The 25887-nt window shown below is 40.5% G+C and carries 21 protein-coding genes, 1 tRNA gene and 4 pseudogenes; 13 read left to right on the forward strand and 13 right to left on the reverse strand.

The genetic code is table 11. From position 1 onward, the window contains the following. Nucleotides 1-21: 21 nt before the first annotated feature. A pseudogene (locus P20480_RS18700) lies at nt 22-1606 on the reverse strand (lytic transglycosylase). A 141-nt stretch (nt 1607-1747) separates the two neighbouring features. Continuing rightward, complete coding sequence (gene gloB / locus P20480_RS03030) at nt 1748-2521, reverse strand: hydroxyacylglutathione hydrolase (protein WP_008132179.1); 774 nt, start codon at nt 2519-2521, stop codon at nt 1748-1750. Nucleotides 2522-2574: 53 nt separating this feature from the next. On the opposite strand from gloB, the gene P20480_RS03025 reads away from it, so the two are divergent. Next, nucleotides 2575-3351, forward strand: a complete 777-nt coding sequence (locus P20480_RS03025) for a class I SAM-dependent methyltransferase (protein WP_008132180.1) — start codon at nt 2575-2577, stop codon at nt 3349-3351. 11 nt (nt 3352-3362) lie between these two features. Here P20480_RS03025 and rnhA read toward each other — a convergent pair whose 3' ends face one another. Next, the gene (gene rnhA / locus P20480_RS03020; RefSeq protein WP_006794051.1) at nt 3363-3827 is read right to left on the reverse strand and encodes a ribonuclease HI; all 465 of its coding nucleotides are present in this window, start codon (nt 3825-3827) and stop codon (nt 3363-3365) included. Nucleotides 3828-3895: 68 nt separating this feature from the next. Here rnhA and dnaQ point away from each other — a divergent pair, with 68 nt between their 5' ends. The 5 genes and pseudogenes from dnaQ (at nt 3896) to P20480_RS18710 (ending at nt 8426) form a co-directional block, all read left to right on the forward strand. Continuing rightward, nucleotides 3896-4609 carry a DNA polymerase III subunit epsilon gene (dnaQ, locus tag P20480_RS03015; protein WP_006794050.1) on the forward strand — a complete coding sequence of 238 codons (714 nt, stop codon included), beginning with the start codon at nt 3896-3898 and terminating at the stop codon, nt 4607-4609. A 9-nt stretch (nt 4610-4618) separates the two neighbouring features. Further along, nucleotides 4619-5989, forward strand: a complete 1371-nt coding sequence (locus P20480_RS03010) for a TIGR03503 family protein (RefSeq protein WP_008132181.1) — start codon at nt 4619-4621, stop codon at nt 5987-5989. Between the two features lie 97 nt (nt 5990-6086). After that, nucleotides 6087-6163 (forward strand) — tRNA-Asp (locus P20480_RS03005). 562 nt (nt 6164-6725) lie between these two features. Further along, a pseudogene (locus P20480_RS18705) lies at nt 6726-7315 on the forward strand (ABC transporter ATP-binding protein). A 44-nt stretch (nt 7316-7359) separates the two neighbouring features. Continuing rightward, nucleotides 7360-8426, forward strand: a pseudogene (locus tag P20480_RS18710) (DUF6136 family protein). Here P20480_RS18710 and fadE read toward each other — a convergent pair. Continuing rightward, a complete protein-coding gene (fadE, locus tag P20480_RS03000; RefSeq protein WP_006794046.1) occupies nt 8427-10883 on the reverse strand; it encodes an acyl-CoA dehydrogenase FadE in 2457 nt (818 codons plus the stop codon). A 304-nt stretch (nt 10884-11187) separates the two neighbouring features. Here fadE and P20480_RS02995 point away from each other — a divergent pair, with 304 nt between their 5' ends. Continuing rightward, a complete protein-coding gene (locus P20480_RS02995; RefSeq protein WP_008132190.1) occupies nt 11188-11952 on the forward strand; it encodes a class II glutamine amidotransferase in 765 nt (254 codons plus the stop codon). A gap of 28 nt (nt 11953-11980) precedes the next feature. Here P20480_RS02995 and P20480_RS02990 read toward each other — a convergent pair whose 3' ends face one another. From P20480_RS02990 to cmoA, 5 genes are all read right to left on the reverse strand, one after another. After that, a complete protein-coding gene (locus P20480_RS02990) occupies nt 11981-12709 on the reverse strand; it encodes a DUF3108 domain-containing protein (protein WP_008132192.1) in 729 nt (242 codons plus the stop codon). Between the two features lie 16 nt (nt 12710-12725). Beyond that, nucleotides 12726-13373 carry a phosphoribosylglycinamide formyltransferase gene (gene purN, locus P20480_RS02985; RefSeq protein ID WP_008132195.1) on the reverse strand — a complete coding sequence of 216 codons (648 nt, stop codon included), beginning with the start codon at nt 13371-13373 and terminating at the stop codon, nt 12726-12728. Further along, entirely contained in the window at nt 13373-14425 is a 1053-nt protein-coding gene (purM, locus tag P20480_RS02980) for a phosphoribosylformylglycinamidine cyclo-ligase (RefSeq protein ID WP_008132197.1), read from the reverse strand. The genes purN and purM overlap by 1 nt, the downstream gene beginning before the upstream one ends. Nucleotides 14426-14617: 192 nt before the next feature. Continuing rightward, on the reverse strand, nt 14618-15586 hold the full coding sequence (gene cmoB, locus P20480_RS02975; RefSeq protein WP_008132199.1) for a tRNA 5-methoxyuridine(34)/uridine 5-oxyacetic acid(34) synthase CmoB: 969 nt from the start codon (nt 15584-15586) through the stop codon (nt 14618-14620). Nucleotides 15587-15599: 13 nt separating this feature from the next. Continuing rightward, the gene (gene cmoA / locus P20480_RS02970; RefSeq protein WP_008132202.1) at nt 15600-16325 is read right to left on the reverse strand and encodes a carboxy-S-adenosyl-L-methionine synthase CmoA; all 726 of its coding nucleotides are present in this window, start codon (nt 16323-16325) and stop codon (nt 15600-15602) included. Between the two features lie 116 nt (nt 16326-16441). On the opposite strand from cmoA, the gene P20480_RS02965 reads away from it, so the two are divergent. Next, complete coding sequence (locus tag P20480_RS02965; protein ID WP_008132204.1) at nt 16442-17128, forward strand: DUF3334 family protein; 687 nt, start codon at nt 16442-16444, stop codon at nt 17126-17128. A 141-nt stretch (nt 17129-17269) separates the two neighbouring features. On the opposite strand, the gene P20480_RS02960 is transcribed toward P20480_RS02965, so the two are convergent. Next, complete coding sequence (locus P20480_RS02960) at nt 17270-17767, reverse strand: M48 metallopeptidase family protein (protein WP_008132206.1); 498 nt, start codon at nt 17765-17767, stop codon at nt 17270-17272. Between the two features lie 29 nt (nt 17768-17796). Next, nucleotides 17797-18645 carry a DUF72 domain-containing protein gene (locus tag P20480_RS02955; RefSeq protein WP_008132207.1) on the reverse strand — a complete coding sequence of 283 codons (849 nt, stop codon included), beginning with the start codon at nt 18643-18645 and terminating at the stop codon, nt 17797-17799. A 248-nt stretch (nt 18646-18893) separates the two neighbouring features. Here P20480_RS02955 and aspS point away from each other — a divergent pair, with 248 nt between their 5' ends. Continuing rightward, the gene (aspS, locus tag P20480_RS02950) at nt 18894-20672 is read left to right on the forward strand and encodes an aspartate--tRNA ligase (protein WP_008132210.1); all 1779 of its coding nucleotides are present in this window, start codon (nt 18894-18896) and stop codon (nt 20670-20672) included. Nucleotides 20673-20790: 118 nt separating this feature from the next. After that, nucleotides 20791-21021 carry a hypothetical protein gene (locus P20480_RS02945; RefSeq protein WP_008132212.1) on the forward strand — a complete coding sequence of 77 codons (231 nt, stop codon included), beginning with the start codon at nt 20791-20793 and terminating at the stop codon, nt 21019-21021. 95 nt (nt 21022-21116) lie between these two features. Here the strand turns inward: P20480_RS02945 and P20480_RS02940 are convergent, their stop codons facing one another. Next, nucleotides 21117-21440 (reverse strand): hypothetical protein, encoded by a 324-nt coding sequence (locus P20480_RS02940; RefSeq protein WP_006794033.1) that lies wholly within the window; start codon nt 21438-21440, stop codon nt 21117-21119. Nucleotides 21441-21662: 222 nt separating this feature from the next. Here P20480_RS02940 and P20480_RS18715 point away from each other — a divergent pair, with 222 nt between their 5' ends. After that, nucleotides 21663-22370 carry an alpha/beta hydrolase gene (locus P20480_RS18715; RefSeq protein ID WP_033025816.1) on the forward strand — a complete coding sequence of 236 codons (708 nt, stop codon included), beginning with the start codon at nt 21663-21665 and terminating at the stop codon, nt 22368-22370. Nucleotides 22371-22420: 50 nt separating this feature from the next. Here P20480_RS18715 and P20480_RS02935 read toward each other — a convergent pair. After that, nucleotides 22421-23170, reverse strand: a pseudogene (locus P20480_RS02935) (alpha/beta hydrolase family protein); the annotation flags it as partial. Between the two features lie 260 nt (nt 23171-23430). Between P20480_RS02935 and P20480_RS02930 the strand changes: the two are divergent. After that, a complete protein-coding gene (locus P20480_RS02930) occupies nt 23431-24270 on the forward strand; it encodes an isopenicillin N synthase family dioxygenase (RefSeq protein WP_006794030.1) in 840 nt (279 codons plus the stop codon). A gap of 197 nt (nt 24271-24467) precedes the next feature. Next, nucleotides 24468-25784, forward strand: a complete 1317-nt coding sequence (locus P20480_RS02925) for a DEAD/DEAH box helicase (protein ID WP_008132220.1) — start codon at nt 24468-24470, stop codon at nt 25782-25784. Nucleotides 25785-25887: the final 103 nt, after the last annotated feature.

Below are 25887 nucleotides of genomic sequence, written 5' to 3' on the forward strand. Positions count from 1 at the left end.
CTTCTTTTTTGTTAGCTGAAATTAACTACTTCTTACGTCCACTTTAAGCTTTAATTTTTGCCCCGGTTGCAAGTACTTTTGACCTGCTAAATTATTCCATTTGATAATTTCGCTTACCGTTAAATTAAACTTAGACGCAATACGCGCAAGTGAATCGCCTCTTCGTACTTTGTACGTAATCGTGCGATTAGTGCTTTTTGGTACGCTGGTGGTTTTATTTTGTGATTTATACACTGTGAGCTTTTGGTTTAAGCGTAGCACAGCGCTTTTTTTAAGTTTATTCCACTTTGCCAATTCATCCATAGTCACATCGTATTCGCGGCTGATATCCCATAAGGTATCGCCACTTTTTACGGTATGCGAAAGCTTAGTGCGTGATGTTTTATTTGCAGCCATACGCATTTGCTTTGGTAAGTGCTCGCTATTTATTGCACCATCGGTTAACGGGACTAGTAGCTCTTGTCCAATGCGTATCGTATTTGAATCAAGCTTGTTCAAAGATCTAATTGCGCTGGTGCTAGTGGTAAACTTTTTAGCAATTACAGATAAGCTGTCGCCGCTTTTTACCACGTATCGTTGCCAGCGAAGCCTATTTTTAATATCAGTATTGGCAAGCTTTTCAGAAAATTGCTGCGCTTTATCAATAGGTAATAGCAAAGAGTGGGGGCCATTTGGATCTGTAGCCCAACGGTTAAACCCAGGGTTTAATCTGTAAAGCTCTGTTAATGTCATGTCGGCCATTTCGGCGGCAAGTGCTAGGTCTATTTGTGAGCCTACATCAACTACTTCTACTACTTGGGCGTTGATAATGGGTTTCCACGTTACATTAAATTCATCCGAACGTTTTAATAAGTCAGCTAGTGCCAATAGCTTTGGTACGTAAGCCGTGGTTTCTCTTGGTAAATCTAATGACCAAAAATCGGTGGGCAAATGCTTTTTACGATTTTTTTTAATTTGCGCGCATCAGGCGCCCTTCACCGGAGTTATAGGCGGCTATGGCATTGAGCCAATCACCTTCAAGTGTTTTGTGAAGATAAGATAAGTAATCTAGCGCTGCACGGGTTGATTGCACAATATCTCGGCGGCCGTCGTACCACCAGTTTTGTTTTAAATCAAAGCGCTCACCCGTTTGTGGCATAAATTGCCAAATACCCGATGCGGTTCTGTGAGAGTAGCCAAAGGGGTCAAAAGCGCTTTCTACAATAGGAAGGAGCGCAATTTCGATTGGCATCTCGCGTTTCTCTACTTCTTCAACAATAAAGTGAAGGTACGGCTCTGCACGCTTTGAAATACGGTCTAAATAACGTTGATGCTTCGCATAATAATTTCGCTCGGTCACAACCGGGCGGTTTTGAGGAACATTAATCGACAATTGGTAACGAATACGCTCCCATACATCGTCAAATACCGGCGCATCTTGTTCATCGCTATCTAGTTGTTGATATTGCGCGTTTACCATTAATGCATTGTTAATATCATTTGGGCTTGCACCTTCAAGCTTATTATTAGCTTGATTTGCGACCTGAGGGTCTGATTCTAAGGTAGTCAATGTTTGACAACCACTTAGCGCAAGCGCCAAGGTTATTATAAGAGGAGATTTATTCATAAATACCAATACATCGGGTAAAAAACTCGGCAAATGTTACCTTTAATAAACTAACATTACCACTTTATGACAATTACAGCAGTTAGTAGAAAGTGTTCATGTATTTCAAGTTAATGATTTAAAATAATAAACTTATATGCGCTAAAAATTATCTTTGAACTTTCTCAGAGCAGCAAAGTTATGCCAAGGTTCATTGTTTTTTGTAACCGAGATAAATTCTTTAGGTACTTCCTCTATGATGGTTGGAATGTCGCTGCGCATAAACGGGTTTATTTTAAGCTCTTGGCTTATAGTGGTTGGCAGTGAAATTTTATCTTCTTTCCTTAACTCATCTACCAGCTCACTGTGTGCAAGTAACGATGGATTACGAGGCTCAACGGCTTTAGCAAAAGTTAAATTAGCTTGTGTATATTCGTGGGTGCAAAACACTTTACACCCTGCTGGTAGCGTTTTTAATTTGTTTAGAGAATGCCACATTTGTTCACTAGTACCTTCAAATAAACGTCCACAGCCACCACTGAATAATGTATCACCAGTAAATGCCATGTTGTCATTTACAAAACAAATGTGATCAAGTGTATGCCCTGGAGTTGTGAGCACTTTAAAGTTGATGCCTAAAACATCAATACTATCGCTCTCAACCAATGGATGCGTCACTCCTTTAAAGGGGCTATTTTTAGGTCCATAAACTTTTATTGTTGGGTCATCTTTTACTAGCTGCGCAACACCATCGGTATGATCATAATGATGATGGGTAATTAAAATGCCACCCAGTGTTAAGTTTTCTGCTGCGAGATGAGCTAGCACAGGCTCAGCCTGCCCAGGGTCAACGACCCATGCTTTAGCGTTGCCTTCAGTGGTTAAACACCAAATGTAATTATCTGAAAAGGCTTTAATTGCTTTGACTTGCACCATGTTAAATTGCTCTATAAAGTGACACTTAACGCATAGTATAACGAGCTCATAAAATGAAACCAGCCCTTAGTTTTCAAGAAGGACCCAAACCACTGTCGTGGCAGCAGTTCCCTCACGGGGATTATTTGCAAGCTGATATTGAACGTAAAATGCAATATTGGCTACCACGCATGTTTGGTTACCATATGCTTAAGTTAGGTAACTTAAGCGGTGAGTTAAATACAAGTTTAAGTACTATTAAGCACCAGGTGTGTGTCGCTGAGCCCGGACCATATACAGGGGTAGTGGCAGATATAGATGAATTACCTTTTTACGAACATAGTGTTGACGCGTGTATTTTAAGCCATTGTTTAGAGTACCACTCTGACCCACATCACATTTTACGCGAAGCTCATCGAACACTCATACCTGGCGGCTACGTTTTAATTACCGGGTTTAATCCGCTGAGCTTGTGTGGGTTGGCTCAAATGTTGCCGTTTAGCGGGCAAAAATTACCGTGGACAGGACGATTTTTTACCCCAGCAAGGGTAAAGGATTGGCTGAATTTATTGGGTTTTGAAATTGTAAGTGACGAGCGGTTTATTTACTCATCACTTGCTAGGGGAAACAGGTTATCACGGTTTGAATTTTGGCGAGCATTTGCCAAGCAGTATTTAAAACCTATGGGTAGTGTTTATATGCTGGTGGCTCGAAAACGCGTTGCGCCCCTTACACCTATAAAGCCTAAGTGGCACGCACGGCCACAATTTGTGCCTGTTAAAGGAGCGGGGCTTAGGCAAACTTCAAAGCAGCATTACAAAACGTGCGACCAAAAAAATGACAACCATTAGTATCAAGTAAATTAAGGCTGGTAGCCCACATCTTCGAGTAAATCTGTGCTGCCAGCTGCATCACGAGCTAAATCGTCGACAATTTCGTTGTACTTATGGCCGCTATGACCTTTAACCCACTTCCAATTTACTGTGTGTTTGCTGCAAGCTGCATCTAGGCGTTTCCATAAGTCCACATTTTTAACTGGCTTTTTAGCTGACGTTATCCAGCCGCGTTTTTTCCAGTTTGAAATCCATGACTCGATACCTTGTTTTACGTATTGACTATCGGTAGTAAGGTTTACAACACAAGCACGGTTAAGTGATTCAAGTGCCACTATAGCCGCAAGCATTTCCATGCGATTGTTTGTAGTGAGCTTATAGCCTTGGCTTAATTTTTTTTCATGGGCGTCATAAATCATAAAAATACCATAACCACCGGGGCCTGGATTACCTAAACATGAGCCATCGGTGTAAATCTCTACGGTTTTTTGCACTGTTTTACCTTGATCTTATGTACAATAAAGTGATTATAGAAAGATACCAGAGTCAGGCTTAATTCGATATGGCACGCAGACAAATAGTTTTAGATACAGAAACAACCGGCATCGACCCTAAACAAGGGCACAGAATTATAGAGATTGGTTGTGTAGAGTTAGTAAATCGTCGTTTAACGGGTAATAACTTTCATGTTTATATTAATCCGCAACGTAGCATAGAAGAAGAAGCGATTGATGTTCACGGTATTACCAATGAGTTTTTACGCGACAAACCGCTTTACCGCGATATTGCACAAGAGTTTTTTGATTATATAAAAGGTGCTGAACTTGTAATTCATAATGCCCCGTTCGATGTGGGCCACATGGATAATGAATTTGCATTGCTTAATCAAGGTTTTCCAAATACGCATGATTACTGTCAAGTTCTCGACACGCTTAAAATGGCGCGTGACTTGCATCCAGGACAAAAGAATAACCTTGATGCGTTATGCCGACGTTACGACATAGATAACGCTAAACGTACCTTGCACGGGGCGTTACTGGATTCTGAAATTTTAGCTGATGTTTATCTTGCCATGACAGGCGGACAAACAAAGCTAAACTTAAATCAAAATAAAGATGATGGTAGTGAGCAACAGCAAGGCGGCATAAGACGTTTAAACAGTGAAAGAGCGCCATTGGTAGTATTACGCGCTACAGATGAAGAGCAAAGCGCACACGAAGCCAGATTGGATCTTGTAAATAAAGAAGGCGGCCAATGCCTATGGCGCGCTGAATAAGGCCTTATAATGAGAATAATGTATTTTGTAACCGTGTTATGTGCACTCAGTTTGTTATCAGGTAACGCATATAGCGCAGAGCAAGTTGAAGTTTTAAAACGGGATGGCCTACAAAATGAAATCCCCTTACTCGACAACCGCTTTCGGATTGACAGCCAAATAGACGAAATCACATTACTCTTTTTCAGAAAACCAGGGACACCTGCCGTTATTTTAGTTAGGCCTGATGGTAGTAAGTATTTTGCTACCAACGCAGTTAGGGATACTAATATTGAATGGTTTGACGAACTTAGCTATGACCTTGTCACCATAAAAAAACCAATGCCAGGTCCTTGGCAAGTTATAGGGAGTATTTTACCAGATAGCAGAATTGTTGTACTGGGTGAAATATCACTACAGGCAGAGCCATTACCTCCCATGCTTTTTAGAGGCGAAACGATAAAAGTAACTGGCCAAATTTTAAATGACGGTGAACCGATTAACGCTAATCTATTTAGAGATGTGGTTAGTCTTAATGTTGACTTTGTAAGTACGAATAACGATAGCTTTGCAAACTTTGGCGCAGGTACACAAGAAGTCGCCGAATTTAAAGACGACGGGCGTGGATTTGATGAACGTCCAAAAGACGGTGTATTTACCGGTGAGTTTAAACTTGTGTTCCCTGAAGGTGAGTGGACCCCAGAACTTTACATTTCTACTCCTTTACTGCAACGCAGAATCGTGCAAGACACCATTATTGTTCACGAACCCCCCTTTGGCTTTAATATCGCGCTTGCAGATGAAAATATTGATGAACACGTATTAACGATCACAACAGACAACAAAATAGTTAAACCAGAGACCGTTATTTTTCAGGGTAAGATTTATTACCCTAACAACGAAGAGCAAATGTTTACTATAAACGCTGCGCCAGGTGAGACAAGAGAGTTAATAATTAAAAACTATGACTGGGGGCGCTACAGTGTAGAACTCTCTGTATTTGGTACTAATAACAACGGCCGTGAATTTATGGCCACTTTACCAACCTATAAATTTGAAATAGCCCGGCCAATAGAAGCGGTACCAGAAGTTGACCCTGCAACAATAGTTGAAGCCGAGCAAGCCACCCCCATTGAGCCGGAAGAAGAAAAAATGGCCACATCCACCATTGTGGGCTTAATAATTGGCGGTAATATTTTAATTATACTGCTTGGCTGGTTAGCTATTCGAATATTTGTGCAAAAAAAACCGATTAAAATTAAACTATCGTTACCTTTTTTAAATAAAAAGAAACACGCGAATCAAGATGCGGACGACACAGAAAAAAATCAAGTAGACAAAAATGGTTCAAAAAATGACAAATTAGGTGAAATTTTAAACCTTTCGATGTCAGATGACTAAAAAACCTGTAAAAAAACAAAAAAGCCCTTGACGAAATAGGGGCTGGTTCGTATTATTCACGCCGCTGTCAGGGAGACCTAAACAGCAACGAAAATGCGGAGTGGTAGTTCAGTTGGTTAGAATACCGGCCTGTCACGCCGGGGGTCGCGGGTTCGAGTCCCGTCCACTCCGCCACTTGTTATTCACTCAATAACAAGGTTTTAAAGATTAATTTTCTTATCATCAAATCATTTATAAATTTTATAATCACCGATACTTATCAAACTATTAAATAAAAATTAATAAATAATCACTTTTATTTATTTTTTGTATCTTAAATAATACTTTTAAATATAAACATGTATTTGCCTTAAATAGGCTTATAACGCCACTGTTGATGCTATTTTTCGTTATCAGATAAAATCCTCTATTTAATTTTTTTACCGCCAAAAAATTGCCTCAGAGCTAATTAAGTTGTTTTATACCAATCCGCAATAATACTTAATCATTTAGCGGGGCTAAACGTGTCGGTACCTGCGTTAAAAAATTCTCATTTAGAACAATTAAATAGTGAATTTTTTACCTAGCTATTAACACGTTTTCCCAGCCTCAAAATAGCTCATTTAATTAAGCGAGTTGGTATTAGTTTATTTATAAAAATGAGTAAGTACTTTTAGCTAACGCAGTAATCAAATCAATAAGTTTGCCTCTTTACTTTGTAGGCTTATAATAAAACCTTAGTTTATAAGGATATTTTATGATTGAAGTTATTGGTTTAAATAAGCAATTTTCCAACAATGTAGTTTTTAAAAATTATAACCAGGTTTTTCAGATCAAAAACTCTGCATAGAAGCACCTAATGGCCACGGTAAAACCACCTTACTTATGATGCTAGCGGGGCTTGATAAACCGCAAAGTGGCTCACTTTTGTTTGCGGGGAGGGAGTTGAATGAGCCCACAAAAACAGTGGCCATAGCCAGTGACCGTATTACGTTACCTGATTTTTTAACAGCCCATCAAATTATTGACTTGTCTGTTAGTGCTGTCGACTGCCCGTGGCCACATGAGCTGGTTAAAGGGTTTAGCTTTACAGCATTTTTAAATACGTGTTTTGATGCTTTGTCCTCGGGTAACCAAAAAAAGTGTCAGCTAATATTAGCGCTAATGCGAAAGTCACCGTATTTACTACTTGATGAGCCAAGTGCTGCGCTTGATCAAACAAGCATTGAGCACCTTTTACAATTACTCGATGTGTATTTAAATGATAAGCCTAATGGGCAAATTATTATTACTTGCCATGAGCCGGCTGTATTTATTGAGCATGGCTTTAAGTGTGTTTCGCTATGAGTTTCGCGAGCGTGAAAGGTAAGCTTGAGCAGTATCGTGCATTTATGAGTTATCGGTACCTAGCATACACGTTTGAGCTTAAGCAGCTGCTACTGCAGTTAAAAAGCTTTGGTTTGATATTTTTAGTGGTGTTGGGTTCATCTATTTTAGGCTTGGTGTTGTTGCTCTTTTTGGGCCTAGGGAAATTATAGATAGTACAGATGCACCTGCATATGGTGCCCAAATAGCCTTGTTTTATTTGTTATTGCAAAGTGTGATGTTAAGCGCGATTAAGTCGGCAATTAAAAATAGCAAGCAACGGCTATTTCAACACACAATAGCTTGTCCTAGCTGGCTGAACATAGCAGATATTAAATTATTACTTATTAGTAATGGCTGGCTTATAACGAGTCTGTTGATAGCGCTTGATTTAACTTGGGCTCAGTGGATAAAAGTACCGCATTTTTTTGTTTTTATGTTTATACAGTTAGGTTTAGGCATTGTTTGTTTATACAAACCTAGCGCGCTCGTTTATGGATTTACTTTAAGTACTTTATTTTTGTTTACTCCTTTTGAGTTATCGCCGCTAATTTATCATTTGGGTTTTGCAATTATCTTTCTTTTAAGCGCATCTATACCTGTCATTAATATAAATGGAATGACGAGTGTTCGGTCTTTATTTAGCTTTTGGTTTTGTTACTTCATAAACCATAGTTGGACATTAGTATGGCGTATATCGTTGCTTTTGTGTGTATTTATGGCATCTGCTGAGTTATTAGAAAAGCGGCCAGATCTTGTGAATATAATAGCCGGTGTGGCGGTTGCTTTTATTGTACTTTTTAGCAGCTCATTACAATTTGATTGTACTAAAGTTCATGGACAACATCGGTTGTTTTTTAAAATGAATCAAAAGGCGCGAGCGTTTTATATTAGCCAGTTTATGCCCAGTATGCTTTTGTTTTTAGGAGCCTTTATAGCCTATAGCATTACGTTTGATAGATTAAACAGCACTTTGCTAAGCCTGGGGTTTGTGTGGTGTTTATTGCAGGTTTATTTTGCACAAAAAAAACCAGCGCATTATGCGCTGGTTTGGATTATTTCTAACGTTGGGTTGCTTGCTTTACTAAACTAGTTAAGCGGCATCCACTTTTGTAATAACGCTATCACGCGCTGCTTTACCTGCAAGCAAATCAGCAGGGTCAAAATCGTCTACGTTGATTACGTCTAAACGAGCTTGCTCTACAGCAGCTAGCTTATCGGCCTCAGCTTGGCTTAAAATACCTGCTTCAAGACCCATTTGCGCTACTTTATCAAGTTGGAAGAACGGTAGTTTAACACCTTTCTCTTTACATACTCTTTCAAATAGCGGCTCTACTTCTAGTACGTCTTTAAGCGTTTGCTCCTGACGACCTACAAGGTTAAGAGGCTCATTTGTTAAGTATACATAACTTGCTAAACGGTTACGTGTTTCGCTAGGAACTTGTAAGATTTGAGCTAGTTTATGCTCTAACTTATCTGTCGGTTTACGTACCGGACGGCCAAACGGGAACAATAACACTTTTAATACGCCACGAAGTGGTGCAGAAGGCATATTGTTAATTAAGTCAGCAAGAGCACGTTGACAGTGGTAAAGGTGATCCTGACAGCTCCATTGAACAAGCGCAAAATCTTCTTTTTTACGGCCTTCGTCGTTGTAACGCTTAAGCGTTGCAGATACTAAGTAAAGGTAGCTAAGTAAGTCACCTAAACGTGCAGAAATACGCTCTTTACGTTTAAGAGAGCCGCCAAATACAGCCATGCTAATATCTGACATAAGTGCTAAAGAAGCACTAAAGCGCGACGCTATACGGTAAAACTCAGCTGTTTCGTCATGGTAAGGCACACTTGTAAAGCGAGCACCTGTAAGGGCTAGCCATTTAGTACGCACTAGGTTTGACATAGTAAAGCCTATGTGACCCATTAGCGCTTTATCAAATACGTTAAGCGCTTCTTCGCGGTCTTCAATTTCGCACGCACCTAGCTCGGTTAGTACAAACGGATGACAGCGAATCGCACCCTGGCCGTATATGATCATATTACGGGTCAGGATGTTTGCACCTTCAACGGTTATGGCAATAGGTGCACCTTGGTAGCCACGACCTAAATAGTTATTTGGACCAAGCATGATCCCTTTACCGCCAAGAACGTCCATTGCATGGATTGTTGCATCGCGCATTTGTTCGGTTAAGTGATATTTAATAATCGCTGATACAACAGATGGTTTTTCACCTAAATCAACCGCACCAGTCGACATACTTACTGCAGCATCTGAGCTGTATGCGTAACCGGCAAGTTTAGCCATTGATTCTTCAACACCTTCCATTTTACCAATAGGTAAACGGAATTGACGACGAATACGGCTGTATGCACCCGTAGCGGTTGCAATCATTTTAATGCCGCCGGCAGAGTTAGACGGTAATGTAATTGCACGGCCTACCGATAAACACTCAACTAGCATGCGCCAGCCTTGGCCAGCCATATCTGGCCCACCAATAATGTAATCAAGAGGTACAAAAATGTCTTTACCGCGAGTAGGACCATTTTGGAATGGTACGTTAAGCGGGAAGTGACGACGACCAATTTCTACTCCAGGAGTATCTGTTGGGATCAATGCACAGGTAATACCTGGCTCTTTTACATCACTTAATAAGCCATCTGGATCTTGTAATTTAAATGCAAGACCAAGCACCGTTGCCACAGGCGCAAGCGTGATATAGCGCTTGTTCCACGTTAGGCTTATACCTACAACTTCTTCACCGTTCCATTGTCCTTTACATACAACACCGTAATCAGGGATTGAACTTGCGTCAGAGCCAGCTTCTGGTGATGTTAATGCAAAACATGGAATTTCTTGGCCGCTAGCTAAGCGCGGTAAGTAATGGTCTTTTTGCTCTTTTGTACCATAGTGTTGTAATAATTCACCTGGACCTAACGAGTTTGGAACACCAACAATTGACGAAAGTAATGTTGATTTACTCGTTAGTTTTTGAAGTACACAAGACTGAGCAAACGCAGAAAACTCTAAACCGCCGTATTCTTTTTTAATGATCATGGCAAAGAATTTATTGTCTTTAAGGTATTGCCATACATCTTGCGGTAAATCAGTTAGCTCGTGTGTTGCTTCCCAATCATCTAGCATGCTACATACTACTTCAACAGGGCCATCTATAAAGGCTTGCTCTTCAATAGTAAGTTTAGGCACAGGGTATTGGTGTAGCTTTTTCCAATCAGGGTTACCGCAAAATAAATCAGCTTCCCACCAAGTTGTACCCGCATCGATAGCTGACTTTTCAGTGTCAGACATGCTCGGTGTTACTTTTTTGAATACCGTAAAGATAGGTTTGATGATGTATTGCTGGCGAATACCAGTAACTGAAAGAGGCACTGCGATGATCAAAAAGATCAACCAGCTAATTAAACCAAAAGCACCTGCGAAGGTACCGATTAATAATGTTGCAGCAGAAACACCAAGTGCTGTGTTCCAACTCGCTCTGTGGTAAATCGCAGTGCACAGCAGCACGATTAAACCGAGTGTAAATATGAGTGTCATTTTAATTCCTTAATAGAGGTCAGACCACCTCATTTAGAGTAGCGCTAGTCAGCTCAAGTTTCAAGTAAATTAGCGTGTAAAATTATAGTAAAAAGTCAGAAGTTTTGCTTTACAAAATACCTTTTAAGGGGACGGATAGTGCTTTTTTCCATACACATTATGTTTTTTATTAATTCAGAGCGTTAAAAATTTATAATTCAGGTAGCCATAATGATTTTTTTAAGTAAATATGCAACTAATTTAGAAAATTTTTTTTGTAAAATGTACTGCTATTTATCCGTACTTTTTAAGGGCTTTTTTATAAATGTGTGAATTACTTGGTATGTCTGCCAATGTGCCTACTGATATATGTTTCAGTTTTGCAGGTCTATTAGAGCGTGGTGGTAATACGGGGCCACACAAAGATGGATGGGGCATTACGTTTTATGAGGGAAAAGGGTGTCGAACTTTTAAAGACCCAGAACCAAGCTACCAATCAGAAATTGCTAAGCTTGTTAAAGCCTATCCTATAAAAAGTGTGTCGGTTATTAGCCATATACGTCAAGGTAATCGCGGGCGAGTATGCCTTGAAAATACCCACCCGTTTACGCGTGAGCTGTGGGGGCGAGAAATAACCTATGCACACAATGGGCAGCTTTCAAACTATCACGATTTAAAACCCGAATATTATCGTCCAGTGGGTAACACTGACAGTGAACTCGCTTTTTGTTGGTTGCTTGATAAAATTCGTGAAAAATACCCTAAACGACCATCTAATATGGCGTCTGTTTTTAGATACGCTGCCAAGCTTTCTCACACGCTGCGTGAAAAGGGCGTATTTAATATGCTCTTGACCGATGGTGTATTTGTTTTAGCGTACTGCACTAATAACTTACATTACATAACGCGCCGTGCGCCTTTTGGTAAAGCTACATTAATAGATGCAGATATGGTTGTTGATTTTCAAAAAGAGACAACCCCAAACGATGTGGTAACTGTCATTGCAACAAGGCCGCTCACTAATGACGAGCGTTGGCAAAAAATGGAGCCAGGCGAGTTTTCGTTATTTAAAATGGGTGAGCTTATATAGTTCACCCATTTTGCAAATAAATCGTTAGCTAGTTAGCTTGAAGGTTTTTAGTGTGCTCAGCTGTTGCGGTTGGTGCAGTCACAGTAAAGGAGTTCATTTGAACTTCAAACTGCTCAGTCCCTTTTTCACCTTTCCACATGCGCACAAGCATGTAATCCATTTCAGGTGCAAACCAAGCGAGGGCTTGTCGCTTGTCGGTATCGTATAAACGTTTTACTTTAATTGCCTCTATGTTACCTATAGGCAAAGAAATCATCTCTGTGCCTACCACTTCAAAGTTATAATCCCGACGGTTACCTTTTTTATCAACAAGCGGAAACGAGAAGTTGGTTTCGCCTTTCTTTAACCCTTCACGAACCTGAACTTGATACGAAATGGCATCTTGAAAATCATCAGTCCACTCGCATTTTAGCGGGTACTCACTGTTACTGCTGGTAACAATTTCATTCTCTTTGTCAAAATCAATTTTATAGTTTTTATCGGGACCTGTTCCTTTACGTAGCATTGAATAATGATCAGGAGAGACCTTACCGTCTTTAAACGTAAATTTAGAGGTTTCTTTACGCGAGTCAGAAAAAATCATCCACTCAATGTCACTGTGGTAGGTTAATTCATAATTTTCATCATCAAGCTTTTTAAGAGAACGAACTGCCGTGCCGTGATTGCTGCCTTTACGCAAAATATCATACTTGGCTTCGTATTGAGTCAATTCGCCTGCAATAAGGCTTGTTGGAAGTAAAGCGCCCGCAAATAGCATTAGGGCGCTTATTTTTTTATTGTGGGTAGTGCGCGCCGTGTGCAGGAAGTTGTTTTTTGTCAAGAACCGCATAATCTGCTTCCATAGTAAGTCTTTGTTCACTGAACCATTTGACCACCAAAGGATAAATTATATGCTCTTGTTCGTGCACGCGTTTTGCTAATTTGTCTGCTGTATCATCCTTGAGTACAGGTATTTGCGCTTGAAGAATGACCGGACCACCGTCTAATTCTTCAGTTACAAAGTGAACACTTACGCCATGAACATCGTCTTTTGCATCAATTGCTCTTTGGTGGGTATTCAGCCCCTGGTACTTAGGCAACAAAGATGGATGAATGTTCAACATTTTTCCAATATATTTTTGCACTAAGCTAGGTGTAAGAATACGCATAAACCCAGCTAATACAACTAGATTTGGTTCAAAAGAGTCAATAACGTTCATTAACTGCGCGTCGTAGGCCTCGCGCGAGTCAAAATCTTTATGACTAAGAACTTGCGTTGTAATGCCTGCATTTTTAGCACGCTCTAGGCCATACGCGTCTGCTTTATTACTAATAACAGCCGCAATATGTCCGTTTATCTCGCCACGTTCACAGGCATCTATAATGGCTTGTAAATTAGAGCCACTGCCTGAAATTAAAACTACTAGACGAGTGGGTGCCATTACTTAGCACCACCTACAATGTCTACTTGCTCTTCGCCTGGAGCCGCATCTTGGATTTCGCCAAGGTGCCAAGCGTTTTCACCTAAATCTTTAAGCAAAGTTAAGCTTTGCTCAAGTTTATCGGCAGGAACAACCAACACCATGCCTACGCCACAGTTAAATGTGCGGTACATTTCATGCGTGGTAATATTACCGTTTTCTTGTAACCAGTTAAAAACGCTTGGCCATTGCCAGCTATCACCTTTAACCACTGCCTTAGCAGATGCAGGTAATACGCGAGGGATATTTTCCCAAAAGCCACCACCCGTAATGTGCGAAAGGGCATGTACGTCAACGTGTTTAAATAACTCAAGTAAAGTTTTTACGTAAATACGTGTAGGCTCTAATAAATGCTCGCCTAATGTTTTACCGTCAATTACTTGATTAGTGTCGGCGTTTGATACTTCAAGTACTTTGCGAATTAAAGAAAAACCGTTTGAGTGAGGGCCGCTAGATGCAAGTGCAATAAGTTGATCGCCTGCTGCTACTTTAGTGCCATCAATAATTTTAGATTTTTCTACTACACCGGTACAAAAGCCTGCCATGTCGTAGTCTTCACCATCATACATACCTGGCATTTCTGCTGTTTCGCCACCAATTAGGGCACAACCAGAAATTTCACACCCTTTACCAATACCGGTTACTACGTCAGCTGCTGTGTCTATGTCTAGTTTACCCGTTGCATAGTAATCTAGAAAAAACAGGGGTTCAGCGCCTTGTACTATTAAATCGTTTACACACATTGCAACTAAATCAATACCAACAGTGTCGTGCTTTTTTAAGTCGATAGCTAAACGAAGTTTAGTACCAACACCATCAGTACCAGCAACTAATACAGGTTGCTTGTAACCTTCAGGAATTTCGCAAAGTGCGCCAAAACCACCAATTCCGCCCATCACTTCCGGACGACGAGTTTTTTTAACTACGCCTTTAATACGCTCAACAAGTGCATTACCAGCGTCGATATCTACGCCCGCGTCTTTGTAGCTTAGAGACTGTTTTTGTTCGCTCACAGGTTTTCCTCAAAATAGTTGTTTTGGGTTGCTTAGAAACGCGCATATTTTACAACAATTGCATCTGCGCGGCTAGCGCAAATATAGCTTTGAAATAATTAACAAGGACACTTGTCCGCTAGTTGCTGTATTAGTAAACAAAAAAGCGCCCAACGGCGCTTTTTAATAATAAAATAAAACTCAATATCGCAATTAGGCTTTAGCTGTAAGTATTGCTCTGAGTGGGGCAGGGTAACCTTCAATGGTTTTACTTGTATCGTTTGGGTCTAAAAAGTCAACTAACGATTCATTTTCCATCCAATCAGTTTTACGTTGCTCTTTAAGCGTGGTAATTGCGCAATCTTTAATTTGCACATCTTTAAAGCCAACGCGCTCCATCCACAGTTTTAATGCAGCAGTACTTGGAATAAACCATACATTGCGCATTTTAGCGTAGCGATCAGTTGGTACAAGTACCGTGTTTTCGTCGCCTTCAATTACTAGCGTTTCTAGCACCAATTCGCCACCCGGGCGAAGCTGCGCTTTTAATTGCGCTAAAAAGTCGATAGGCGAGCGACGGTGATATAGCACCCCCATCGAAAACACCGTATCAAAAGCTTTAAGCTCTGGTAGGGCTTCTACACCTAGGGGTAACAAATGTACGTTTTCGTCTGGGTTATAGTGTTTAATAGCCTGAAACTGACATAAAAATAAGTCAGACGGGTCAATACCCACTACAAACTCGGCGCCTTCTCCGCGCATGCGCCACAAGTGATATCCCGAGCCACAACCAATATCTAACACGGTACGGCCTTTTAATGGCTCAATATGTGGAAGGAGCCTGTCCCATTTCCAATCGCTGCGCCATTCGGTGTTTATTTCAATACCATGCACATTAAATGGGCCTTTACGCCAAGGCATCATGCGTTTTAATAAATGTGTAGTTTGCTTTTGCTCGCCTTCGCTCATCTCCCCTTTTGCGCCAATTTCTACTTTAGTGGCTATATCAACGTGAGTTGTTTTTACCACAGGCAAATTTTTAAGTACTTTTTGCCATTTTGGTAAATCACCATGGCTTGCCTCTAGCTGCCAATGTTTTAATTGAGCGGGTAGGGTTTCTAACCAGTGGCTAAGTGGGCTTTGTGCAATAGCTGCGTAAAATTGATTAAACCATTGAGACATAAATTACTCTTTATTATTTAATTGCTACCATTGAGCAAAAATTAAAACATTGGTACCACACTTGTGTTTGGCTAAAGCCAATATCATCTAGCCTGTTAAGGTGCGTGCTGAGTGTATCGGGGCGCATTACGTTTTCTATTGCGGTACGTTTTTGACTTATTTCAAGCTCAGAGTAGCCATTATGACGTTTAAAGTCGTGATGCAAATCAATCAATAAATTATCGCATTGCTCGTTTTCGGCTTTAATTTTTTCGCTTAGTAGTAACACACCGCCAGGCTTTAAATTAGCGTATATTTTTTCAATAACAGCTTGGCGCTGCGCATGGGGTATAAACTGCAGTGTAAAGTTCATTGCCACAACCGATGCGTTTTTGATATCAAGCACGTTAATATCCCCTAAAGTAACTGTTACAGGTACCTCAGATTTAAAACCTTGTAAATGCAGTTTGCAACGCTCAACCATGGCTTGTGAGTTGTCTACTGCAATAATATGGCAATTATCGGTACGAATATTGCGACGCATACTCAGCGTTACTGCACCAAGCGAGCAGCCTAAGTCGTAAAGGTTTGAATTACTTTGTGCGTATTGGCCCGCTAATTTACCCATCGTGCTTACTATGGTGGCATAGCCAGGCACAGAGCGCTGAATCATATCGGGGAATACTTCAACCACATTTTGGTCAAAGCTAAAATCTTTTACTTGTTGCTCAGAGGCGTAAATACTGTCTTTTATGGTCACGAAGGCAGTCTCTTTAAAAATAATAGGGTTATTTTAACATTTTATACTGGATAGTCAGTGATAAATTCAGTAGGTTGGCTAGAATTATGAATAATAAGTACAAAAGAGAACGTTAAATGAGTAAAAGTAAAGTTATTAGCACCGACGATATACTAGCAACACTTTGTCACTCAGTGACAGGGGTACTTTCATCAGCAAGTGGTAACGAAATAAGTTACTCAGCCATGGTGCAAAAAATAACACGCACCTGCATGCGACCAGATATTGGTTGCTTTGTATTATTTGATGGCGGATTTACAGGGCTTGTTGTCACCAACTTCACATCGCAAGCGGCAATGGAAATATACGGCGACTACATGCGCAACATGGGTATGCCAGAAGAAGAAATTGCACACAGTCACTTGTCAGACGATGTTTCAAACGTAATGGGCGAGTTAATGAACCAGATAGTAGGTGACTTTACTTCTAAGGTTCGCGAACAACTTCATACCTCTATTACGCAAAATCAGCCAAAAATGATGGCAATTAATAAACAAGTGCAAATTTCGGTTGATACCACAATGGATCGCCCGCAAGCACGCCGCGTAACGTTTACTACCCGCAATCAAAATATTTTTTACCTAGAACTGGCAATGGATAAAACTGAGTTTATTAAACTACACGATTTTGACATTATTGAAGCCATTGACCCAGACGACATTATCGAAAACGAAGCTAAGCAAAAAGCTGAGAAAGCGCAGGCAAAAAAAGAGCCCGCGCAAGACGATGCAGATGACGACTTTATGGCTGAACTAGGGCTGTAACCTCCAAAGTTGACAGTTTATAGCTATAAGCTGAAAAGTTATTCAAAAAACGCGATTTAATATCGCGTTTTTATTTATGAATACTTTGATAATAGATTAAGTTGTATTTATATTTTAGGCTAACGGCTAACGGCTAACCGCTCATGTATACGGGTTCTCTCCCATCGCTACCACCACACAAAATATCCTTAAATCTAACTCTAGCTGGTGGTATTGCGGCTCCATATGGCAGCACAGTTTATAAAAGCCTTTATTGTGATCTTTTTCCTTAAAATGGGCGAGTTCGTGCACAACCAACGCTTTTAATAAAGGCTCGGGGGCGCGCAATAAATCGCTGTTTATGGCTAAATCGTGTTTACGGGTTTTGCCTTGCATACGATAGGTGTGCGTACCCAATGCGTTGGTAACCATATCGCCTTGTTTTTTAAACGCCGCACGGCCAAATGGTGGAGCGTTTTTTAAATACTGTTTTTTTAAATCAGTGGCGTAGCTATAAAGTAGTTTATCGGTGGTTATGGTGTGCGCTTGCGGGTACTTTTTAAGTAAGTAGTCACAAACCTTGTTGTTACTAATTAGGCTTAATACTTGCTCAACAATATTTGTAGGGTAGCCTGTAAAGTAACGGGCGTATTCACTCATTTTTATGTCTCTATATTCTTGTTTTATTTTTAAAAAAGGGCATGTTGCTGCGCTTCTTTCTCGCCGCTAAACGGATTGAGTACACTATGGTTATACCCAAGATCTTTACAAAATTGGCGTGCAAGTAATGGCGACTCACGATTATCAGCAGTATGAAAAAACACGTAAGGGGATTTACCCTCATCAAGCCATTGTTTTACTTTACTAAGCCACGGCTTGTAAAAGGTTTGGTAGTCGTTTTGTAAATCTGCAATCACAAACCGTGCTATAGGCTCTGACCCCGTGGCAATTGCATGCACCGGCAAGTGAGGCTTTTTTTGCTGCGCATCTATTAACGCTTCGGTGGTTGGCTTTACTGCAAAAAGCGCTCGCGTATCCATTGAAATACGATTTATGTTGTTTGCCATTAATAACTGATTAAGCGCTATTTCGGCTTCACCTTTTTTAAAAAACTCAGTATGGCGTACTTCTACACCATAGGTAAGCTCTTTAGGCAGTAAGCTAATAAAGTGTACCAATTTGGATAAATCATTTGGGCCAAATGCTTTGGGTAATTGCAGCATTATTTGCCCTGTTTTTTCAAGCAAAGGGGCAAATAGAGTTAGCCAATCGGTAAGTTCTTTTTGCACATTGGTCAGCTGTAGCTCGTGGCTAAAACGACGATGAAATTTAAAGGTAAATTTAAAATCGTCAGGTACGCTTTGTGCCCAGCGCAAAGCAGTACTAGGTGATGGGTCGGCGTAAAAACTGGTGTTACCTTCTACCGAATTAAAATGCTGCGCGTATTGGCTTAGCATGTCGGCGTTTTTACATTGGCTTGAAAATAAATTGCCCTTCCATGCAGTGCTAGACCACTGAGGGCATCCAATATATAACATAAAAAATAGCTGATAAATTACATCGTGCCGCCAGTGTAGCAAATACCAACAGTGCCTGCTTTAAATTAACACCAACACACTAAACACGCCTAGCATCTTCAACCTACTTGGGTATAATGCAGGGCTTAATTTGAATATTCTTAGATTGCTTACGGCTTTATTTGAAGTGTGGTGGCTCTTTTTTAAATTATGCGCCTATAAAAACAAATAATTTTTACCGTTGAAGCCTTTTATCTGACAGGAAAACTATGCGCTCTATATACTGCGGACAGCTAAATAAAACTCACGTAGATCAAGAAGTTGAACTATGTGGCTGGATCAACAAACGACGTGACCTTGGTGGACTTATCTTTGTCGATTTACGCGATAGAGAAGGTTTAGTACAAGTTGTATTCGATCCAGAAGTTGAAGGACTAATGGATACAGCGAACAAGCTTCGTCAAGAATTTTGTGTTCAGTTAAAAGGGGTTGTACGTGCTCGCCCAGAAAGCCAAGTAAATAAAGACATGGCAACTGGCGAAGTAGAAATTTTAGGCACCGAGCTTACAATTATTAACCGTTCAGAGCCATTGCCGCTTGATTTTAACCAAACAAACTCTGAAGAGCGCCGCTTAAAGTACCGCTATTTAGACCTTCGCCGCCTTGAAATGAGCGACCGTATTAAACTACGCGCTAAAGCAAGCAGCTTTGTTCGTCGCTTTTTAGATGAAAATGGCTTTTTAGACATTGAAACACCGGTACTTACAAAAGCAACGCCAGAAGGCGCGCGCGATTACTTAGTGCCAAGCCGTGTTCATAAAGGCAGCTTTTACGCATTACCGCAATCGCCACAATTATTCAAACAATTGTTGATGATGTCAGGTTTTGACCGTTACTACCAAATTGTTAAATGTTTCCGTGATGAGGATTTACGTGCCGATCGCCAGCCTGAATTTACGCAAATAGATTTAGAAACCTCGTTTATGAGTTCGGATCAAGTACGTGGTATGACTGAAAAAATGATCCGTGAAATGTGGCAATCGTTACTAAACGTTGACTTAGGCGACTTCCCAATTATGCCTTATTCTGAGGCGATGAGCTTATATGGTTCTGATAAGCCAGACTTACGTAACCCAATGAAATTAGTAGACGTTGCTGATTTAGTGAAAGATGTTGAGTTTAAAGTATTCTCAGGCCCTGCAAACGATGAAAAAGGCCGTGTTGCTGTATTAACAGTACCGGGTGGCGCTAAGCTTTCGCGTAAGCAACTTGATGATTACACTAAGTTTATTGGTATTTATGGTGCTAAAGGCTTAGCATGGATGAAAGTAAACGACCGTGATGCAGGCGTTGAAGGCGTGCAATCGCCAATCGCTAAATTCTTAAGCGAAGATGTGATCACACAGTTACTCGAGCGTACTAATGCACAAACGGGCGATATCATTTTATTTGGTGCTGATAAGCGCAACACAGTAAATGAAGCTATGGGTGCCCTACGCCTTAAAATCGGTGTAGATTTAGAAATCACTAATTTAGATAGCTGGGCACCACTTTGGGTTGTTGACTTCCCAATGTTTGAAGAAGATGACGAAGGTACATTACACGCTGTGCATCATCCGTTCACAGCACCAAAAGATATTAGTGCAAGTGAGCTTGAAGCAAACCCAGCAGCGGCTATTTCAGATGCCTACGATATGGTATTAAACGGCTACGAAGTAGGTGGTGGTTCGGTACGTATTCACAATGCAGATATGCAAGAAGCCGCATTTAGAATTTTAGGTATTGAGGCACAAGAGCAACAAGATAAATTTGGCTTTTTACTTGATGCCCTTAAATACGGTACACCGCCACATGCAGGTTTAGCATTTGGTTTAGACCGTTTAGTTATGCTTTTATGCGGAACAGATAACATTCGTGACGTTATTGCTTTCCCTAAAACTACACAAGCGTCTTGTCTATTAACCGACGCGCCAAGTAAAGCGAATAGTGATTCGTTGACTGAACTGGCAATCAGTGTGGTAGAGAAAGCAGCCGCCAGCGAAGAGTAATTTAAGCTGAGTTTACAGCATTGAATTTAAAACCCTTAAGTTGTTTGCTTAAGGGTTTTTTTGTGGTTAAATTTAGCGCAGATTGTAATTTAACCAAACTGATGAAAAAGGAATTATTATGTCGATCAATGCAACCTTCTTTGGTGAATTTTTAGCTTTTCTTATTGTGCTGTGTATCCCTGTCTTTGCTGTAATTAGCTACAAAATAGGTAAGCGAAAAAGCACCAGCCCTGGTGTTTTAGCCTTTGTAGGCGGTTGCTTAGCATTATTTCCATTATTTGGGCTTATTTATATTGCAGTGCTTGCGCTAAGAAAAGATTTGCCAGAGAGAGGCGACTACAGCCATTGATAATTGAGAAGATAAAAGGGTTAATTATAAAGGTTAACTAAAATAAAGAAGCAAAGGTGATGCCTAAGCTTCTTAACATTACACGCGTTGCTTAATTACCGGCTAGGACCATTTTTATTGCGTGCACTGGCTAGTTGCCTAGCAATCGCTAGTAACGCAGGTGAAATATCGTCAGCGCCATTTTTAATTAAAGCAGTAACATCACCCGATGAAAACAGTCCATCACGCGGTGATTTAATTCCTAATTCACGAACAAAGTCCTTTGTTTTACCTGTACTGCCGGTTTCAATAAACTTAAATATAATCCGTTCATTGTTGTTTTTAGCGGGTGTTTTTAATGTGCTAATTTCATCATTAATTAAGGCTAACTTTTCTTCTAGAATTTCAATGCGCTGTTCAATGGTGCTGTATGATTTCATGTATCGGATCTTTTACTGAGTATATTGGAACAATTGCCTCTATTATCGCACAATTTTGTGTTTGCGGCTGTTAGTCTTTTTCAACATTTTTTAATCTGCAATTTAAATGTAAATAAATTTGGTATAACCACACAGACTACTATTACTTTTAAGGCTGTCATTAATAGTATAAAACGCCTAAACTAACCCGCATTAATTATAATAAACAATACGTTAAGTAATATGCATAAAACACTTTTTTACCTCACACTTCTTTTCACAAGTGTAAGCTCCTATGCCAGCGAAACATATATTACAGACATTAGCCGTGATCGTGAGATCCCAATTAGCATTTCGTTGCCAACAAATAACGTTAAATGCAGCAAACAAAATAAATGCCCAGTTGCCTTTATTAATGCAGGGTATGGTATGGCTCACAATAGCTATACTTTTGCCAGTGATGAATTTAACAAACAAGGCTATTTAGCCATTGCAGTGGGCCATGAATTAAAAACAGATCCTATGTTAAATGTGCATCCACCTTATATGGCAACTCGCATGGAGAACTGGCACCGCGGTGTGGTCACCCTTAAATTTTTAGTTAATGAATTAGCAGCCAAATACACAGAGTATGATTTTTCAAAGCTCACTTTATTTGGTCATTCTAATGGTGGAGATATTTCAGCCTTGTATCCTGATGAAGTCAGTGATTTAATTACGCTTGATCATCGCCGCATGTTACTGCCTCGTAATAAAGATATTCGTGTACTTACCCTTAGAGGTAGTGATTACCCGGCAGATGCCGGCGTGCTTTTAAGCGAAAAAGAGTTGAGTGAGTTTCCGGTTACTCAATTACGTATAGAAAAATCGCGCCATAACGATATGTATGATGGTGGTCCTAACTGGTTGGTTGATAGAATGAGTAAAGAAGTTGCTAAGTTTATAAATTAGCAGGTTAACGCGCCGTTTTAGCAGCGCGTAATGGTAAGTTTTCCTTATGCGTAATTTACGTAGCGGTTTGCCCAATGTGCAATAATTGTTGCTGCGTAATCGGCATCGTTTTTATTTGTCAGTAAATGATCGGCGTTATCTAGACTTATAAAGCTTTTTGGGTGCTTAGCGGATGCGTAAATTTTTTCAGCTTCAGTAATGTTTACGGTTGTATCAACCGGTGAGTGCATGACTAATAAAGCGCGTTTAAGTTTACTTATGTGGCTTTTATCGTATTTAGCTATATCGTCGATAAATTGCTTTTTAATGGTAAATTCACGCCCAGCTAAACTCACTTTTGCTTCGCCAGCTGCGTTTATTTCATCTAAATGGGCTTCAAAATTATGTGCTACATGTTGTGCATCTGACGGTGCGCCAATGGTTGTAATAGCTGTCACCTCAGGAATATATTGTGCAGCAGCAAGCACTGCGGCACCCCCTAAACTGTGACCAATGAGTAATTGCGGTGCTTTAAAGTGCGCTCGCAAATGATCAGCAGCAGATACTAAGTCTTGAATATTTGATGAAAAGTTACTGTTTGCAAAGTCGCCATCGCTGTTGCCTAGACCGGTAAAATCGAAACGAAGTACAGCGATTCCTTGCTTTGTTAAAGCACGACTAATACGTGTTGCTGCTGCAATGTCTTTACCGCAGGTAAAACAATGGGCAAAGAGGGCATAAAATTTTACTTCATCATCGGGGAGTTCAAGTTGTCCGGCAAGTTCTAAATTACCACTTTTAAAAGATACTTTTTGTCGCATGGGTCGCCTTTTTGAACAAATAAAATACGTTGTAATACTAGACCATACATATGCATCAATGTGTGCAAATTCAATCATTTTTATTTATTGATCTTGATCAATACACCCTTTGATGGGGGCGCTTTGCGGACATATGTCCTTATGTTTTTGGGGCTGTTTGTCTATCCTCGCATGGCGCTATAATGAAGTCCTTGCTACTTTATATACATAAAAGTACTTGAAGTACCTAACTTCAAATAACCTATTCACTGGAACGTACAATGCAATTACCTACTGTTGATTATAAAGCTCCCGATGCGGCTGCACAATTTGTTGAATCGTTAAGAAATACTGGATTTGGTGTTTTAAAAAACCACCCAATTCCACAGTCTTTAGTTGAGTCTATTTACAAAAACTGGCAAGACTTTTTTAACTCAGAGCAAAAGCACGACTTTTTATACTCTAAAGAAACACAAGACGGTTACTTTCCGCCTTCAGTGTCTGAAGTAGCTAAAGGCTTTACCGTTAAAGACATAAAAGAGTACTTTCATGTTTATCCAAAAGGGCGTGTACCTGCTGAGCTTGAAGCTGATGTACGTGAGTACTACCGCTTAGCAAACGAGTTTGCTGCAACACTTTTAAGCTGGGTTCAAGCTGAGGCGCCTGCCGATGTGCGTGCTAAGTTTTCGATTGATCTAAAAGACATGATTGCAGACTCTGATCAAACATTGCTACGTATTCTACATTACCCACCAATGACTGGTGATGAAGAGCCAGGCGCAATTCGCGCAGCTGCACATGGCGACATCAACTTACTAACTGTATTACCAGCGTCAAACGAGCCGGGCTTACAAGTTCAAAAGACAGACGGCGGTTGGTTAGATGTACCATGTGATTTTGGTAGCTTAATTATTAACATTGGCGATATGCTGCAAGAAGCATCTGGCGGCTATTTCCCGTCTACTATTCACCGAGTTATTAATCCAACAGGCAAAGCGTCTACTAAGTCGCGTATTTCATTACCGCTGTTTTTACACCCGCGCCCAGATGTTGTACTTTCAGAGCGTTACACCGCAGATAGCTACTTGCAAGAACGTTTACGCGAGCTAGGTGTTAAGTAATACCTGAGCTTAATTAAGCCTTACTTCTAGGTTTTTAAGCATTAACAAAAAACGGCTTTTAGTCCGTTTTTTGCGTTTTAAGCTTAGTAATATATGGCTTCAATTGAGTGCAAAGTAAATAATGGCATGCATTCTAGCCCACGACAGGTATAATGCGCGCAACTGGCCGTTTTGGCCTTATTTAAAAGAGAGTTTATATGAGTTTTGAAGGTCTAGGTTTATCACAGTCTTTAGTTAATGCGGTTTTAGAAAAGGGCTATGAAACGCCAACGCCAATTCAGGCTCAAGCAATTCCTGCAATTATAGAGCGTCGCGATGTAATGGCGGCAGCACAAACTGGCACAGGTAAAACAGCGGGTTTTACGCTTCCACTTATCGAACGTTTATCTACGGGTCCAAAAGCGAAAAGTAACCATGTACGTGCGCTTATTTTAGCGCCTACACGTGAACTTGCACTTCAGGTAAGCGAAAACGTTGAAGAGTACGCTAAGCATTCAAACGTGAGTTCGTTTGTTGTGTATGGTGGGGTTAAAATTAACCCGCAAATGCAGCGCCTTCGTAAAGGTGTCGATATTTTAGTGGCAACACCTGGGCGTTTAATTGATTTACATAATCAAAATGCCGTTAAGTTTGATAGCGTAGAAGTGCTCGTTTTAGATGAAGCCGACCGCATGCTCGACATGGGGTTTATTCACGACATTAAACGCCTTATTGCTAAAATGCCTGCTAAGCGCCAAAACCTCATGTTTTCGGCTACGTTTTCAGATGATATTCGAGCGTTAGCTAAAGGATTAATAAACGATCCGGTTGAAATTTCAGTCGCTGCAAAAAACACCACAGCTAAAAGTGTAACGCAAAGCGTTTACGCGGTAGATAAAGGCCGTAAAACAGCTTTACTAAGTCATTTAATTCGTAGTAACGATTGGCAGCAAGTTTTAGTATTTAGCCGCACTAAACACGGTGCAAACCGATTGGTTAAACAACTTGAGCGCGACGATATCGTAGGCGCAGCTATTCATGGTAATAAATCGCAAGGCGCACGTGTAAAAGCGTTAGATGGTTTTAAAAGTGGCGAAGTACGTGTACTTGTAGCCACTGATATTGTGGCACGTGGCCTTGATATTGTTGAGCTTCCGCATGTTGTTAACTACGACTTACCAAATGTGTATGAAGATTATGTTCACCGTATTGGCCGAACAGGACGTGCGGGTGCATCGGGCCATGCAATTTCGTTTGTTACAATTGATGATGCAGTCGATTTATACGGTATTGAACGCTTTATTGGTGAGCTTATTCCTCGTGCTGAAGAAGAGGGCTTTGAACCAGTAAACCCAGTAGCAGAACGCGCATTAGACGCACGCCCATTACCTGCTAAAAAGCCAAAGAAAAAGCAACCTTTTAACAAGCCTAAATCTGATAGCAGTAAGCCAAATAGTAAAAAGCCAAATAATGGCGGCAACGGTACTGGCCCTCGTCGCGGTGGCTCTAAAAAGCCTGCTGCTAAAAAAAGATGATAACGCACAAAATCCCTGGGCAAAGCGTCAGTCGGTAGGCGGAAACGGTCAGCGCCGTCGCCGTCCAAATAATAATGACTAATTAGGTTTAGTTAGTTTTAAT

The sequence above is a fragment of the Pseudoalteromonas sp. BSi20480 genome, assembly GCF_000241365.1.
GTDB lineage: Bacteria > Pseudomonadota > Gammaproteobacteria > Enterobacterales > Alteromonadaceae > Pseudoalteromonas > Pseudoalteromonas marina.